The sequence below is a fragment of the Candidatus Pelagibacter sp. HIMB1587 genome, assembly GCF_052047775.1.
Lineage (GTDB): Bacteria > Pseudomonadota > Alphaproteobacteria > Pelagibacterales > Pelagibacteraceae > Pelagibacter.
This window is the reverse complement of record NZ_JBNAJJ010000002.1, coordinates 270,025-282,511: the sequence shown is the minus strand read 5'-3', so window position 1 is coordinate 282,511 and position 12,487 is coordinate 270,025. Positions and strand designations below refer to the sequence as shown.

The following is a 12,487-nucleotide window of genomic DNA, read 5'->3' as shown; positions in this document are numbered from 1 at the left end:
CTTGATCAGAATATAACTATTTTATAAAAAATTAGTGTGGCCTAGATTGGAAATAAATGTGTTTGAATAATGATAGCTAATTAGAAAGCTTGAAATAACTTGAGCCTTTTTTACCTGAAAAAATTTCTTCAATTAACGGATGTTTTATAGGCTCGTCTGAGTCGTCCATCAAAAGATTTTGCTCTGAAACATAAGCTTCGTAAGTGATTTCATCATTTTCGGCAAGTAGATGATAAAAAGGCTGATCTTTTCTTGGTCTAACGTTTTTTGGAATAGACTGATACCATTCCTCTGAATTGTTAAACTCGAAATCTACATCATAAATAACACCCCTAAATTCGAAGTGCTTATGTTTAACAATATCTCCAATTGAGAATTTAGCTTTTTGGATTGCCATGATAGTTAGTATGGGTATTTAAAAATAAAAATCAATGTAAAAAATATTAATGTTTTGTGATGTGGCAAATATGTTAATATCTTTTAAGTGAATAAATCTTTTTTAAAATTTGTTACTGATTTTGGACCACTAGCAATATTTTTTTTCTATTATTACAACAGTGGAAAAAATTTATCAGTAGCAATTCCTCCCTTAATAGTTGCAACTATCATTGCATTAGCTGTTGTTTGGTTTTTTGAAAAAAAAATACCACCAATGCCTTTGTTAAGTGGAATTTTAATAACTTTTTTTGGAGGTCTCACTATCTACTTTAATGATCCAATATTTATTTATGTAAAACCAACAATTATAAATATTATGTTTGCTTTAGCTTTATATTTTGGAAAATACTTTACGAAAGAACCAGTGCTTAAAAAAGTTATGGGTAAATCAATACCTTTGTCAGATATCGGATGGGAAATTTTAAATCGGAGATGGATGTTTTTTTTCTTCGGTCTTGCATTATTAAATGAATTTGTTTGGAGAACACAAACTGAAGAATTTTGGGTTAATTTTAAAGTATGGGGAATGCTTCCAATAACAATAGTGTTTACAGGATTCCAGGTACCTTTAATAAATAAACATAAAATAGATGCATAATAACTTAAGATTAGTAGTAAACAATCCACATAATAAAATAGAGGAAAAGCAATTTTTTGAAAAAGATGAGCTTAAAATTATTTTAGATCTTTATGCAAAGATGGTTTCAGAAGGCTCTTGGAAAGATTATGGTCTCAACATATCAAGCAAACAAGTTAGTTTTAGTGTATTTAGGAATGCAGCAGAAAATGCACTCTATAAAATTTGTAAAAATTTTAAGCCGAAAAATAAAAATTTAAAATACTTAATCACAGATACAAGCGGTAAGATTTTAAAAAATTCTTACGAACTTAAGTCTTTACTTAAAAATACTAATTGGAAGAAACTTCAAAAATAAATTATCGTCTTTGACCAAAAAGTCTTAACAACATTATAAATAGATTAATAAAGTCTAGGTATAATGTTAAAGCACCCATTACTGCTTTTTTTCCAACGATTTCACCAGAGTCACTTGCAACATACATGTTTTTAATTTTTTGAGTATCATAAGCTGTTAAACCTACGAAAATTAAAACACCTAATATTGAAATTACAAAGTACATCATTGAAGACTTCAAGAAAATATTAACGATTGATGCAATAATTATACCAATCAATCCCATCATTAAAAATGATCCAAACTTAGTTAAATCTCTTTTTGTTGTATAACCATAAATACTCATCGCTCCAAAAGTTGCTGATGTTATGAAAAACACTCTAGTAACACTCAAGCCAGTATAAACTAATAAGATTGAAGATAAAGATAGTCCCATTAAAGCTGCAAACACCCAAAATGTTGTTTGAGCTTTTGAAGCGCTCATCTTATTAATTCCAAAACTCATGTAAAAAACGATACCTAAAGGAGCCAACATTACTAACCATTTAAGTCCTGACAAATAAATTGCATTCCCCATTTGTGTTAATCCAACAATTGCTCCTGATTGATCAGTCACGACTGACATCTTAAATGTCATTAATGCAATGATCCCTGTTAACAACACACCTGTTGCCATATAGTTGTAAACTTTTAACATGTAGGCTCTTAAGCCTTCATCCATTACAGCTGCAGTTTGTTGCGCTGCTTTTGCTCTGTTTAATATTCCGTTTTTATCAAATTCCATAATATGCTACATATAATGGTCTTTTAATAATTATTCAAGACACCTTAAAAGATTAATAAAAAGTTAACATAAAACATTAATGAATTACAAAAAATTGGGAAATACCGATCTTGATGTAAGTACAATTTGTCTCGGTACAATGACTTGGGGAGAACAAAATACTCAAGATGAAGCATTTGAACAAATGGACTTTGCTTTAGGCAATGGAGTAAATTTTTGGGACACAGCTGAATTGTATGCAGTTCCTCCTCGTAAAGAAACTTATGGGGACACTGAAGAAATAATTGGTAATTGGTTTGAAAAAACAAAAAAAAGAAATGAAGTTATTTTAGCTACGAAAGTTGCAGGTCCAGCAAGAGATTATTTAAGGAATGGAGAAAATAGTTTTACAGGTCCAAACTTAGAGTCGGCTTTGAACAATAGTCTCAAAAGACTTAAAACAGATTATATTGATTTATATCAACTGCATTGGCCAGAAAGAAATGTAAATAATTTTGGAAGACTTGGTTATGTTCATAAAGAAAATGAATGGAATAAATTTGAAGATGTTCTTGGGGAATTAGATAAATATATTAAAGCTGGAAAAATAAGATACGTTGGTCTTTCAAACGAAACTCCTTGGGGAGTGTTAAATTATTTGCAGCTATCAAAAGATAAAAATTTACCAAGAATGATGTCTATTCAAAATCCATACAGCTTACTAAATAGATCTTATGAAGTAGGATTAGCCGAAGTTTCTATTAGAGAAAAAATTGGATGCCTTGCATATTCACCTCTAGCAAGTGGATATTTAACTGGAAAATATAGAAATAAAAATTTTCCAAAAGGATCAAGAATGGAAAGAGACTTTGATTTTTGGACAAGATATAGGAAACCTAACACAGAGGCTGCTGTAGAACTTTACTTTAAAATCTGTGAGAAACACAATTTAAATATGACTCAAATGTCTATTAAATTCTGCGAAATTCAAGAATTTATGACAAGTGTAATTATAGGTGCAACTACAATGGAGCAGTTGAAATCAGATATAGAAAGTGTAAATGTAAATTTATCTAATGACGTCATTGAAGAAATCAATCAAGTTCAAACAATTTATCCAAACCCATGTCCTTAATTAAAAAAATAATAATTTTATCAGCTCTATTTATCTTAGGTTCAAATCATCTATTTGCTCAGGAAGTAAAGAAAATTGGTAAATATAAAGATTGGGAGGCAATGGTAGCATATGAACCTGATGGCAAAGTATGTTTTGCACAATCAGTGCCTGTACTTCAAGCACCAAAATCAAACAAAAGAGATGCAAAATTATTTGTAACTTTTAGACCAGAAGAAAGTATTTCAAATGAAGTAAGTGTTACTCCTGGATATGAATTTAATAACAAGAATTCTGTTATTGCGGTATCTGGAAAGAACAAATTTAAGTTTGATATAATGCAACAAGGGTTTGCATGGATTGCTGATAACAAAATTGAAGTAAAAATGATTAGTAGAATGAAGAAGGGATCAAGGATAATGATTACTGGATACAATCAAAATGGATCTCAAACAATTGATCATTATTCTTTGCTTGGATTTACCAAAGCTTACAACGTATCAAAAAAAGCTTGTACATAATTAAATGAAATCAAAAAATAAAATTGTACTTGCCTACTCAGGCGGTTTAGATACATCCATAATTTTAAAATGGCTTCAAGAAAATTATAACGCTGAAGTAATTTGTTATACTGCTGATGTTGGTCAAGAAATTGATAGAAAAAAAATTTTTAAGAATGCAAAAAAATTTGGTGTAAGAAATATTATTATCCAAGATTTAAAAGATACTTTTGTAAAAGATTACGTTTATCCAATGATTAGAGGACATGCAATTTATGAAGGCGTGTATCTTTTGGGGACTTCTATTGCTAGGCCACTGATTGCAAAAGACCAAATAAGAGTTGCTAAAAAATTTAAGGCTAACGCAGTTTCACATGGTGCTACAGGAAAAGGAAACGACCAAGTAAGATTTGAATTAGGCTATCATTACTTTGGACCAAAAATAAAAATTATTGCTCCATGGAGAATTTGGAAATTAAGATCAAGAACTGATTTAATTAACTATGCAAAAAAACATGGGATACCAATACCAAAAGATAAAAAAGGTGCTCCACCTTTTTCAGTAGATGACAATTTATTTCATACATCAACTGAAGGGAAAGTATTAGAAAATCCAAAAAATTCTGCGCCAGAATTTATTTTCCAAAGAACAGTTTCTCCAGAGAGAGCTCCAAACAAGCCTTCATTTATTACCATCAATTTTAAAAATGGTGATCCGTTTGCAATTAATGGAAAAAAAATGTCTCCTTCTAAGCTATTAGAAAAGCTGAACAATGTCGCTGGAAAAAATGGAATAGGAAGAGTCGATTTAGTTGAAAATAGATTTATTGGAATAAAGTCTCGAGGTGTATACGAAACACCAGGTGGAACTTTATTAATTCATGCACATAGAGCAATCGAATCCGTAACATTAGATAAAGAAACAATGCATAAAAAAGATCAGATTATGCCAAGATATGCTGAACTTATTTATAATGGTTATTGGTATTCAAAAGAGAGATTCAAACTTCAAAAAATTGTAGATCTTAAAAGAAACAAAGTTAATGGCTCAGTAAAACTTAAACTTTATAAAGGAAATGTAATAATAGAGTCTCGAATTACAAATAGTTCAGCCTACTCTATGAAAAAAGTTTCCTTTGAAGAAAATAAAACATTTAACAAATCTAATGTTGAAAGATTTATTAATTTTCATAAGGAAAAACTTCGTTCATAAATAAATGGAAATAAATATATTCGCAGACACTATTTGTGGATGGTGTTACATAGGTCATAAAAATTTAAATAAAGCGATTAAAAAATTTCCAAACATTAAATTTGAAATTAAACATATACCTTTTCAATTAAACCCCGATATGCCTCTAGAGGGAATAGCTCGTGATAAATATCTTGAGATAAAATTTGGTGGGAAAAAATTTGCAGAACCTATGTATGAAAATATGAAATTAAAAGCAAAAGAGTCTGGAATGAATTTTAATTTAGATAAAATAAAAAAAACTCCTAATACAGTTCTATCTCATTTGCTAATAATTTTGAGTGAAAAATTTAATATACAAAACCAGATAAAAGAAAAAATTTATCAATCATATTTTATTGATGGTCTCGACATAGGAGATATTTATGTTTTAACCAATATTGCAAAACAACATGATATTTCTGAAGAGATCTTTAAAAATTTTATCAATGATAAAAACATTGAGGATGTAAATTCAAAAATATTAATTGCTACAAAAAAAAATATAAGTGGTGTTCCGTTTTATGAGATAGGAAATGATTTTATATCAGGTGCTCAAAGTGTAACACAATTGGAAAATGCAATAAATTCAAACTTAAAATAAAAATAAGTCAATTTTTCCTTTGTTATAACTTTTTAAAACTATATGTTAAATACATGGACTCATTAAAAAACTGGATGAAAGATGCTGCAAATATTTTATTTGACGACAGTAAAAACGACCTTCGAGCTCTTCCAAAAACTGTAAGATTACAAATTCTTTTAGTTCTAAGTTTTATATGGACTACAGTCTTTAGTTTATATGTATTTTCATATACGACTTTTGCTTTTGGTTGGGCTGGTCTTTATGTGGCTCACATTGGATTAATATTTGCAGTCTACATGACGTTTAAACAATTCCACAAAGCAGAGGAAAGATCCAGCAGTGTATTTGAAACAAAGAATTTTGACCCATTTAAAATTATGGTAATTGTTTTTGTAATAGTATTTATATTTGTTTTCTCAAAAGGTATTGAAGTATTAACAAGTCCAAATCCAAGTTCTTATTCAATTCCATATGATGGACCGTCAAAATCAGTATTTGAAAAATGGTTACCATTCAGTAAAGATAAATAATGGACAAGATAGCAAAAAACTTACAACTAGCTTTGATGGTTATTATCTTAATCAGCACAGTTATTGCAGTTGGAATTGAGATGAAAAATATGTTCTTAAATCAATCTGTAACATTAGCTGATCTACTATTAATGTTTCTTTATCTAGAGGTCCTGGCGATGGTTAGAGTTTTTTGGAACCAACAATCAATTAGTATTACCCTTCCACTGCTTATTGCGATTACTGCTCTTGCACGATTTATTATTTTACAAGGAAAAGAAATGGATCCTACTGCACTTGTTTATGAAGCGGTCGCGATTTTATTAATTGCTGGAGCAATTGTTGTCTTAAGATTGAGACATAGTGATAAATTGGGTCTCAAGAAAAAAAAATCAAAATAATTTAAAATGATGTTTGAAGCTTCAAGGGCTAAGGCCTTAAATCAATTAAATAATTTTATCGATAACGGTCTTGCAGAATACTCTAAATTAAGAAATTTTGATTTTGGTCCTGAAAAAAGAAATAACATATCTTGCTTATCTCCATACATAACACATGGAATTATTAACGAAAAAGAGGTCATCCAGAAAGCTCTAAGCAAATTTTCTTTTTCAAAAAATGAAAAATTTATTCAAGAAGTTTTATGGAGAACTTATTGGAAAGGTTGGTTAGAGCTAAGACCAAATGTTTGGACAGATTATCTTATTGAATTAAATCAAATAAAAAATGAATTTCAAAATAATAAAAATTACCTCTCAGCAATAGATGGAAAAACAGATATTGAATGCTTCAATGAGTGGGTTAAAGAACTAAAAGAAAACAATTATTTGCATAATCACACAAGAATGTGGTTTGCTAGCATTTGGATTTTTACCTTAGAACTACCTTGGCAACTAGGTGCAGAATTTTTCATGCAAAATCTTTATGATGGAGATGCTGCATCAAATACTCTAGGATGGAGATGGGTTGCGGGTATCCAAACTCAAGGCAAACACTATCTTGCTAGTGAATGGAATATTAAAAAATTCACGAACAATAGATTCCAAAAAATAAAATTAAATGAAAATGCGACTCCTAAGATCTCAGAAAAATCTTATCAAATAATAAAACAAGATTTTACTAATCCACAAAATATTGAAGAAAAAAATCTTTTAATTTTTGATAATAATCTCTCATTTGAAATCACTGACTTTAAAGAAAAAAACTTTAAGAAAATTTACTTAGTTTCTAACAAGAATGAAAATAGATCTATTAAACTCAGTGAAAAATTAATGAAATTTAAATCTCAGTTAATAGAAGACCAAGGACAAAGATTAAAAAATCAATCTATTGATTTTCAGTTAATTGATATAAGTGAAGTAACAAACATTGAAAATTGTTATGGTTTGTATCCAACAATTGGTGAAAATTTAGACTTCTTGAACTCAAATAATTTAAAGGTAGATTATTTATACAGAAGCCTTGATCAGTTAGCTTGGCAATATTGTAATAAAGGATTTTTTAATTTTAAAAATTATATTCCCAAAATTGTTTCAACCTTGAGCTAAAACCATCGAACCATACCTATAATTCCAGCGGTAGCATAAAAAAATTGCAGTAAGAGAATTCCTTTGTGTCCACCTCTGTAAGCCCAAATTCCGATTAAAATAGCTGACAAAAGTAATAAGCAAAAACCAAAAAATTCTATACCTATGTTTAAAGCCACAAATAAAGAATATAATATTGCTGTAATAACCCCTGCCCATTCAAAAATTTTATTATTCATAATTTTTATATATCTCTTCACGTTCACTTTTATTCATACCCTTTGTTTTTTCTAAAAATTCATTTCTTAACTCTCTTGTTTTAAAAATGTAAAAACAAACTGTATCTTTGCTGTGATAGATTGCTTTAAGTTCATCATCTATATCGTTTAGCTCATTAGGTATTTCTGTCTTTATGCAAATCATAGAAGTTTTTTAAAGTTATTATAAAGTATTGTAGAATAATTGTTCATGTCATTCATATTATCTTTTGCTGATTGATCAAATTTTTCTAAAGCATTATTACCAAGCTGATCCTCTAAAGCTTTCTTGTATTCAGGAACGCATCCCCATTCATTGACTGTTGTATCTTTTATTTCTATATGAAATTGAATTCCGTAAGCGTGGTTTTGATATTTAAATATTTGATATTTAGTAATCGGTGAAGAAGCCAATAAAGTTATATCATTGTTTTTTTCAATTCCTTGGACCTCATAAGAATGCCATTGTAAACTTTTTATCTTATCAGGAAATTGTGAAAACAAATTATCGTTTTCTTTTTCTTTAGAAAAATCAATATCCATAATACCAATTTCTGCAGGATTTGATTTAACAACTTTACCACCCACTACCTCTCCTAATAGTTGGCAACCCAAACAAAAACCTAAATAAGGTTTTTTCAAATCTACAACAAATTCTTTAATTTTTTTCTTTTCTTCAATTAACCATGGATATTCTTTTTCCATATAGGTATCCATTGGTCCTCCCATACAAAACATTCCATCAAATTTACTAAGATCCTCTGGTATTTTTTCACCTTCGTCTAACTCTATTGTGGTTAAATTAAATCCATCCGATAGCATTAAATCTTTAATGTAGCCTGGATCCTCTATTTTAATATGTTGTAGTACAATTATATTCACTATGGCTAATTTAGCTTAGAACACTTCTTGGAACAATATTTTACTCTATCCCAATTAAGTTTCCATTTTTTTCGCCACTTAAATGGTCTTTTACATACAGGACATATTTTTGTGGGTAAGTTTTGTTTTTTCAATTTAATATTCTTTAAAATTTTTATTCCAAAGATCTAAAGCTTCGTCCCAAGTTGGAATATGATCGCTTTCATAACCATATGTAGAGCCTGTTGCAATTGCTCTAAAGTTTCGCATGGCTTTTGAGTGCTCAGTTCCATTTAAATATTTAACCATTAGTTCTCTATCTTTCCAAGCTGTTAAAGTATGTTGGTATCCATTAAATGGCTTCGTTTCACAAAATATATTTCCTTCAGCTTTTTGTGCTGCCCTAAAAGATGGAATTGCCAACAACCAAAATCTTAATTTTGAAAAAAAATTTTTCGGCTTTAACCCAGTAATAGCAATATACATAAAGTTTAGTTTGTATTTTGTTTAATAAATTTATCAGCCTCTGATAAAATCATTTTTTTTCTCTCATCTTTCATTTTATCAAAAATTCTAACCATCATTGATAGTCTTGGATTTTTTAAAAAGAATTTTCTGTTCCGATCTATGAATCTCCAATAAAGACCATCCATGGTGTTACACCAATCACCTTTCTTAAAGTCCATCATTTTCATAAAATATGCAGATCCACATATATATGGTTTAGTCGCGAAAATCCCTCCGTCACTAAACAATCCCATTCCATATACATTGGGAACCATTACCCAATCTGATGAGTCTACAAACATCTCCATAAACCACTTATAAACAATTGTTGGCTTTATCTCACAGAGGTTCATAATATTGGATAAGATCATTAATCTTTCAATGTGATGTGACCAAGCATGATTAACTGCATTTTTAATCGCATAATCTAAAGGTGGAAGACCAGTAGTACCCTCATACCATGAACTTTTCATTTTTCTATTCTGTTTAAAAAAATTTCCTGTTTCCATTTCATGCGAGTAGGACTGGTAAATTCCACGCATAAATTCTCTCCATCCAATTACCTGACGCACATAACCCTCTAAGGAATTTATTCTAATTTTATTTTTTTTATGAAAATCTAAAATTTTTTGGATTACAAGTTCAGGTGTTATTATGCCTAAATTTATATAAGGACTTAAAGCGCTATGAAAAAGAATATTATCTTTTTGATCAACAGCATCCTCATAATCACCAAATAGATTAGATTTTTCTTTTATAAAAAAGTTTAAAAGTTTAACTACATCGTCATATTCAGTAGCAAACCAAAAATTCTCTGTACTTCCTGGATGATTTTTAAATTCCTTCTCAATAATAGGCTTCAATTTTTTTGTATGACTAGTTTCATTAATTTTGGGAAATTTAGGAATTGATATATTTTTTGGTAATTTATTTCTGTTGTCTTCATCAAAACTCCATTTACCTCCGATTGGATTACCATCTGAACCCATCAATATTCCAGATTTTTTTCTAACATCCTTATAGAAAGTTGCCATAAATGGTTTCTTTGATTTTGATAAATAATTTTTAAAATCTTCTCTAGAATTTAAAAACATTGGTGTCTGAATTACATTCCAATTAATTTTTTCTTTTTTTAAAAATTGAGAAATTTTTTTTTCAAAAAATTTATCCTCTACTTCGAAACTAGAAATTTCTTTTATTTTTTTTTGAGTAATAATTTTTTTTAACTTTTTTAAATAATCATCATGAAACTCTTTGTCTTCAATTTTGACATAGTATAATTTAAATTTATTTTTATTTAACTCGTCAGCATAAGATCGCATTGATGATAAAAATAATAAAATTTTCTGTTTATGATGCTTTTCATAGGTGCATAAACCCTTATCTTCAGCCATAAAAAATAGATGGTCTTTTTTGAAGCGGTCAATGTATTTTGTTGGAAATAATTGATTGCCAAGTATAAAAAATAACTTCATATTTAAATATAACTAATAAAAATTTTTATGTCAGAAAAATATCTTATTTTTGGTGCAACTGGCTCGATTGGATCTAGTTTGGCAGAACAATTAAAAAATTCAGGAAATGATATTCATTTAGTTGCGAGAAATGAAAGTGAACTTGCTCCAATTGTAGAAAAGCTTGGGTGCTCACATACTGTTGCGGATGTTTTGGAGGATGGATTTATAGAAAAAGTTAAATCAGATATTTCTGAAATCAAAGGATTGGCTTACTGCGTAGGATCTATAGACTTAAAGCCACTTAGAATGATTAATGAGCAAGATTTTCAAAAGTGCATGAAACTTAATCTTTATTCTGCTGTAGAGGCTATCAAGGGATATCAAGAAAGTTTAAAAAAAAATAAAGGATCAATTGTAATGTTTTCAACTGTTGCTGCACAAAGAGGTTTCACCAATCATGCAATTATCGCATCATCCAAGGCAGCTGTTGAAGGTCTGACTGTTTCTTTAGCCGCAGAATTTGCTCCAAACATAAGAGTAAATTGTGTTGCACCAAGCTTAACAAAATCTAAAATTGCTGAACCAATGTTAAAAAATGCTGCTTTAGCAGAAGGTATTGCAAAAGCTCATCCATTAAAAAGATTAGGGGAAGGAAAAGATTCAGCATCACTTGCTAAATTTTTACTTACAGAAGATAGTTCTTGGATCACTGGTCAAGTTATAGCTGTAGATGGTGGTAGATCTAAGCTTTCATAAAGTGAAAAAATTTATTTATATATTTTTTTTTATTTTAATTTCCTCTACTGCAAATTCTAAAAATTATAATTTTGAAAAATTAGGGTCTTTTAGTGAGCCATGGGGTTCAAGTTTCATTAATAGTGAAGAATTAATTGTTACAGAAAAAGGTGGCAAAATTAAAATAATAAACATTGTTTCAAAAAATATTTCTGAAGTTAAACATAATTTAAACTATTTTGTTCATGGTCAGGGTGGTCTTTTAGATATTATTTATAAAGATAAAAAATTATGGATTTCATATTCAGAAAATAGAGGAGGCTGGAAAACCAGCACCTCAATTGCAAAAGCAGATTTAAATAAGAATTCTTTAAATTTTAAAAATATATTTCAAGCAAATCCACCTATTGAATCTGGCTATCATTTTGGATCAAGACTTGCTATCAAGGGAAATTACTTGTTTGCTTCTGCGGGAGAAAGAGGCATGAATATGATTGCTCAAGATCCAACTCAACATCCAGGAAGCATTATTAGAATAAATTTAGATGGAAGTATTCCAAAAGATAACCCTAAATTTGAGGGTAAGGCAGATTGGCTTCCAGAGATATACCAGATAGGAGTTAGAAATCCTCAGGGTTTAACTTTTTCAGAATTTGATGAAAAAATTTATATGAGCAATCATGGAGCAAGAGGTGGTGATTGGTTTGGAGAGGCCAAAAAAGGAGAAAATTATGGTTGGAAAATTTTAGGCTGGGGAGGAACAAATTATTCTGGAACTAAAATTGGTCCAAAATGGAAACCAGGATTTACAAAAGCTATTCAATATTGGGTTCCATCCATTGCCGCAAGTGCTATTACAATTTATAAAGGTAAAGAGTTTGAGGAATGGAATGGTCACGCATTAATTACTTCTCTTAAAGATAAATCTTTAAGAAAATTAATATTTTCAAACACATCTGAAATCCAAGAGGAAATTATTTTTAAGGATAAAATTGGGAGAATTAGAGACATACAAGTTCACCCAGTTGATGGGAAAATTTACTTTTTAGCTGGAGATGATTTGTGGCTTATGGAAAAAAAAAATTAATA

At 29.4% G+C, this 12,487-nt stretch carries 19 protein-coding genes; 11 read left to right on the top strand and 8 right to left on the bottom strand.

The genetic code is table 11. The features are described from left to right. Positions 1–76: 76 nt before the first annotated feature. Positions 77–397, bottom strand: coding sequence for a heat shock protein HspQ (hspQ, locus tag ACTTBE_RS06025; protein ID WP_262589942.1), 321 nt, complete (start codon positions 395–397; stop codon positions 77–79). An 87-nt stretch (positions 398–484) separates the two neighbouring features. On the opposite strand from hspQ, the gene ACTTBE_RS06020 reads away from it, so the two are divergent. Together ACTTBE_RS06020 and ACTTBE_RS06015 are read left to right on the top strand one after the other, a co-directional pair. Then, on the top strand, positions 485–1,036 hold the full coding sequence (locus ACTTBE_RS06020; RefSeq protein WP_440619109.1) for a septation protein A: 552 nt from the start codon (positions 485–487) through the stop codon (positions 1,034–1,036). Then, positions 1,029–1,373, top strand: coding sequence for a DUF2794 domain-containing protein (locus ACTTBE_RS06015; protein ID WP_440677593.1), 345 nt, complete (start codon positions 1,029–1,031; stop codon positions 1,371–1,373). The genes ACTTBE_RS06020 and ACTTBE_RS06015 overlap by 8 nt, the downstream gene beginning before the upstream one ends. 1 nt (position 1,374) lies before the next feature. Here ACTTBE_RS06015 and ACTTBE_RS06010 read toward each other — a convergent pair whose 3' ends face one another. After that, positions 1,375–2,136 carry a Bax inhibitor-1/YccA family protein gene (locus ACTTBE_RS06010; RefSeq protein ID WP_440613651.1) on the bottom strand — a complete coding sequence of 254 codons (762 nt, stop codon included), beginning with the start codon at positions 2,134–2,136 and terminating at the stop codon, positions 1,375–1,377. 79 nt (positions 2,137–2,215) lie between these two features. Here ACTTBE_RS06010 and ACTTBE_RS06005 point away from each other — a divergent pair, with 79 nt between their 5' ends. From ACTTBE_RS06005 to ACTTBE_RS05975, 7 genes are read left to right on the top strand one after another with little or no spacing between them, the layout of a single operon-like run. Then, entirely contained in the window at positions 2,216–3,250 is a 1,035-nt protein-coding gene (locus tag ACTTBE_RS06005) for an aldo/keto reductase (RefSeq protein ID WP_440677592.1), read from the top strand. Further along, on the top strand, positions 3,241–3,750 hold the full coding sequence (locus tag ACTTBE_RS06000; protein WP_440677591.1) for an invasion associated locus B family protein: 510 nt from the start codon (positions 3,241–3,243) through the stop codon (positions 3,748–3,750). The genes ACTTBE_RS06005 and ACTTBE_RS06000 overlap by 10 nt, the downstream gene beginning before the upstream one ends. Positions 3,751–3,754: 4 nt before the next feature. Next, positions 3,755–4,942 carry an argininosuccinate synthase gene (locus ACTTBE_RS05995; RefSeq protein ID WP_440677590.1) on the top strand — a complete coding sequence of 396 codons (1,188 nt, stop codon included), beginning with the start codon at positions 3,755–3,757 and terminating at the stop codon, positions 4,940–4,942. Between the two features lie 4 nt (positions 4,943–4,946). Beyond that, positions 4,947–5,564 carry a DsbA family oxidoreductase gene (locus ACTTBE_RS05990; protein WP_440677589.1) on the top strand — a complete coding sequence of 206 codons (618 nt, stop codon included), beginning with the start codon at positions 4,947–4,949 and terminating at the stop codon, positions 5,562–5,564. 53 nt (positions 5,565–5,617) lie between these two features. Beyond that, on the top strand, positions 5,618–6,076 hold the full coding sequence (locus tag ACTTBE_RS05985) for a hypothetical protein (RefSeq protein ID WP_440633129.1): 459 nt from the start codon (positions 5,618–5,620) through the stop codon (positions 6,074–6,076). Further along, on the top strand, positions 6,076–6,456 hold the full coding sequence (locus ACTTBE_RS05980; RefSeq protein ID WP_075504930.1) for a phosphate-starvation-inducible PsiE family protein: 381 nt from the start codon (positions 6,076–6,078) through the stop codon (positions 6,454–6,456). Before ACTTBE_RS05985 ends, ACTTBE_RS05980 begins: the two co-directional genes overlap by 1 nt. Before the next feature lie 6 nt (positions 6,457–6,462). Further along, positions 6,463–7,602, top strand: a complete 1,140-nt coding sequence (locus ACTTBE_RS05975; protein WP_440677588.1) for an FAD-binding domain-containing protein — start codon at positions 6,463–6,465, stop codon at positions 7,600–7,602. Here ACTTBE_RS05975 and ACTTBE_RS05970 read toward each other — a convergent pair. From ACTTBE_RS05970 to ACTTBE_RS05945, 6 genes are read right to left on the bottom strand one after another with little or no spacing between them, the layout of a single operon-like run. Continuing rightward, positions 7,599–7,820, bottom strand: a complete 222-nt coding sequence (locus ACTTBE_RS05970; protein WP_023854586.1) for a hypothetical protein — start codon at positions 7,818–7,820, stop codon at positions 7,599–7,601. The genes ACTTBE_RS05975 and ACTTBE_RS05970 overlap by 4 nt on opposite strands. After that, positions 7,813–8,004 carry a hypothetical protein gene (locus tag ACTTBE_RS05965; protein ID WP_262589953.1) on the bottom strand — a complete coding sequence of 64 codons (192 nt, stop codon included), beginning with the start codon at positions 8,002–8,004 and terminating at the stop codon, positions 7,813–7,815. Before ACTTBE_RS05965 ends, ACTTBE_RS05970 begins: the two co-directional genes overlap by 8 nt. Then, on the bottom strand, positions 8,001–8,720 hold the full coding sequence (locus ACTTBE_RS05960; protein ID WP_440677587.1) for a type 1 glutamine amidotransferase: 720 nt from the start codon (positions 8,718–8,720) through the stop codon (positions 8,001–8,003). Before ACTTBE_RS05960 ends, ACTTBE_RS05965 begins: the two co-directional genes overlap by 4 nt. A gap of 5 nt (positions 8,721–8,725) precedes the next feature. After that, positions 8,726–8,854: a DUF2256 domain-containing protein gene (locus tag ACTTBE_RS05955; protein ID WP_440648764.1), complete on the bottom strand. Its 129-nt coding sequence runs from the start codon at positions 8,852–8,854 to the stop codon at positions 8,726–8,728. 1 nt (position 8,855) lies between these two features. Continuing rightward, entirely contained in the window at positions 8,856–9,185 is a 330-nt protein-coding gene (locus tag ACTTBE_RS05950; protein WP_440677586.1) for a hypothetical protein, read from the bottom strand. A gap of 5 nt (positions 9,186–9,190) precedes the next feature. Further along, positions 9,191–10,681, bottom strand: coding sequence for a cryptochrome/photolyase family protein (locus ACTTBE_RS05945; protein ID WP_440677585.1), 1,491 nt, complete (start codon positions 10,679–10,681; stop codon positions 9,191–9,193). 27 nt (positions 10,682–10,708) lie between these two features. Between ACTTBE_RS05945 and ACTTBE_RS05940 the strand changes: the two genes are divergently transcribed. Continuing rightward, positions 10,709–11,419 carry an SDR family NAD(P)-dependent oxidoreductase gene (locus ACTTBE_RS05940; RefSeq protein WP_440677584.1) on the top strand — a complete coding sequence of 237 codons (711 nt, stop codon included), beginning with the start codon at positions 10,709–10,711 and terminating at the stop codon, positions 11,417–11,419. Continuing rightward, positions 11,394–12,485 carry a PQQ-dependent sugar dehydrogenase gene (locus ACTTBE_RS05935; RefSeq protein WP_440677583.1) on the top strand — a complete coding sequence of 364 codons (1,092 nt, stop codon included), beginning with the start codon at positions 11,394–11,396 and terminating at the stop codon, positions 12,483–12,485. Before ACTTBE_RS05940 ends, ACTTBE_RS05935 begins: the two co-directional genes overlap by 26 nt. The last annotated feature ends 2 nt before the right edge of the window (positions 12,486–12,487 follow it).

What these genes read in the sequence shown, in the direction of transcription:
- ACTTBE_RS05940 (WP_440677584.1), top strand. Translation starts at nt 10,709, where the DNA reads ATGTCAGAAAAATATCTTATTTTTGGTGCAACTGGCTCGATTGGATCT.
- ACTTBE_RS05975 (WP_440677588.1), top strand. Translation starts at nt 6,463, where the DNA reads ATGATGTTTGAAGCTTCAAGGGCTAAGGCCTTAAATCAATTAAATAAT.
- ACTTBE_RS05945 (WP_440677585.1), bottom strand. Translation starts at nt 10,681, where the DNA reads ATGAAGTTATTTTTTATACTTGGCAATCAATTATTTCCAACAAAATAC.
- ACTTBE_RS05935 (WP_440677583.1), top strand. Translation starts at nt 11,394, where the DNA reads ATGGTGGTAGATCTAAGCTTTCATAAAGTGAAAAAATTTATTTATATA.
- ACTTBE_RS05950 (WP_440677586.1), bottom strand. Translation starts at nt 9,185, where the DNA reads ATGTATATTGCTATTACTGGGTTAAAGCCGAAAAATTTTTTTTCAAAA.
- ACTTBE_RS06005 (WP_440677592.1), top strand. Translation starts at nt 2,216, where the DNA reads ATGAATTACAAAAAATTGGGAAATACCGATCTTGATGTAAGTACAATT.
- ACTTBE_RS05980 (WP_075504930.1), top strand. Translation starts at nt 6,076, where the DNA reads ATGGACAAGATAGCAAAAAACTTACAACTAGCTTTGATGGTTATTATC.
- ACTTBE_RS06000 (WP_440677591.1), top strand. Translation starts at nt 3,241, where the DNA reads ATGTCCTTAATTAAAAAAATAATAATTTTATCAGCTCTATTTATCTTA.
- ACTTBE_RS06015 (WP_440677593.1), top strand. Translation starts at nt 1,029, where the DNA reads ATGCATAATAACTTAAGATTAGTAGTAAACAATCCACATAATAAAATA.
- ACTTBE_RS06010 (WP_440613651.1), bottom strand. Translation starts at nt 2,136, where the DNA reads ATGGAATTTGATAAAAACGGAATATTAAACAGAGCAAAAGCAGCGCAA.
- ACTTBE_RS05990 (WP_440677589.1), top strand. Translation starts at nt 4,947, where the DNA reads ATGGAAATAAATATATTCGCAGACACTATTTGTGGATGGTGTTACATA.
- ACTTBE_RS05965 (WP_262589953.1), bottom strand. Translation starts at nt 8,004, where the DNA reads ATGATTTGCATAAAGACAGAAATACCTAATGAGCTAAACGATATAGAT.
- hspQ (WP_262589942.1), bottom strand. Translation starts at nt 397, where the DNA reads ATGGCAATCCAAAAAGCTAAATTCTCAATTGGAGATATTGTTAAACAT.
- ACTTBE_RS05995 (WP_440677590.1), top strand. Translation starts at nt 3,755, where the DNA reads ATGAAATCAAAAAATAAAATTGTACTTGCCTACTCAGGCGGTTTAGAT.
- ACTTBE_RS05985 (WP_440633129.1), top strand. Translation starts at nt 5,618, where the DNA reads ATGGACTCATTAAAAAACTGGATGAAAGATGCTGCAAATATTTTATTT.
- ACTTBE_RS05970 (WP_023854586.1), bottom strand. Translation starts at nt 7,820, where the DNA reads ATGAATAATAAAATTTTTGAATGGGCAGGGGTTATTACAGCAATATTA.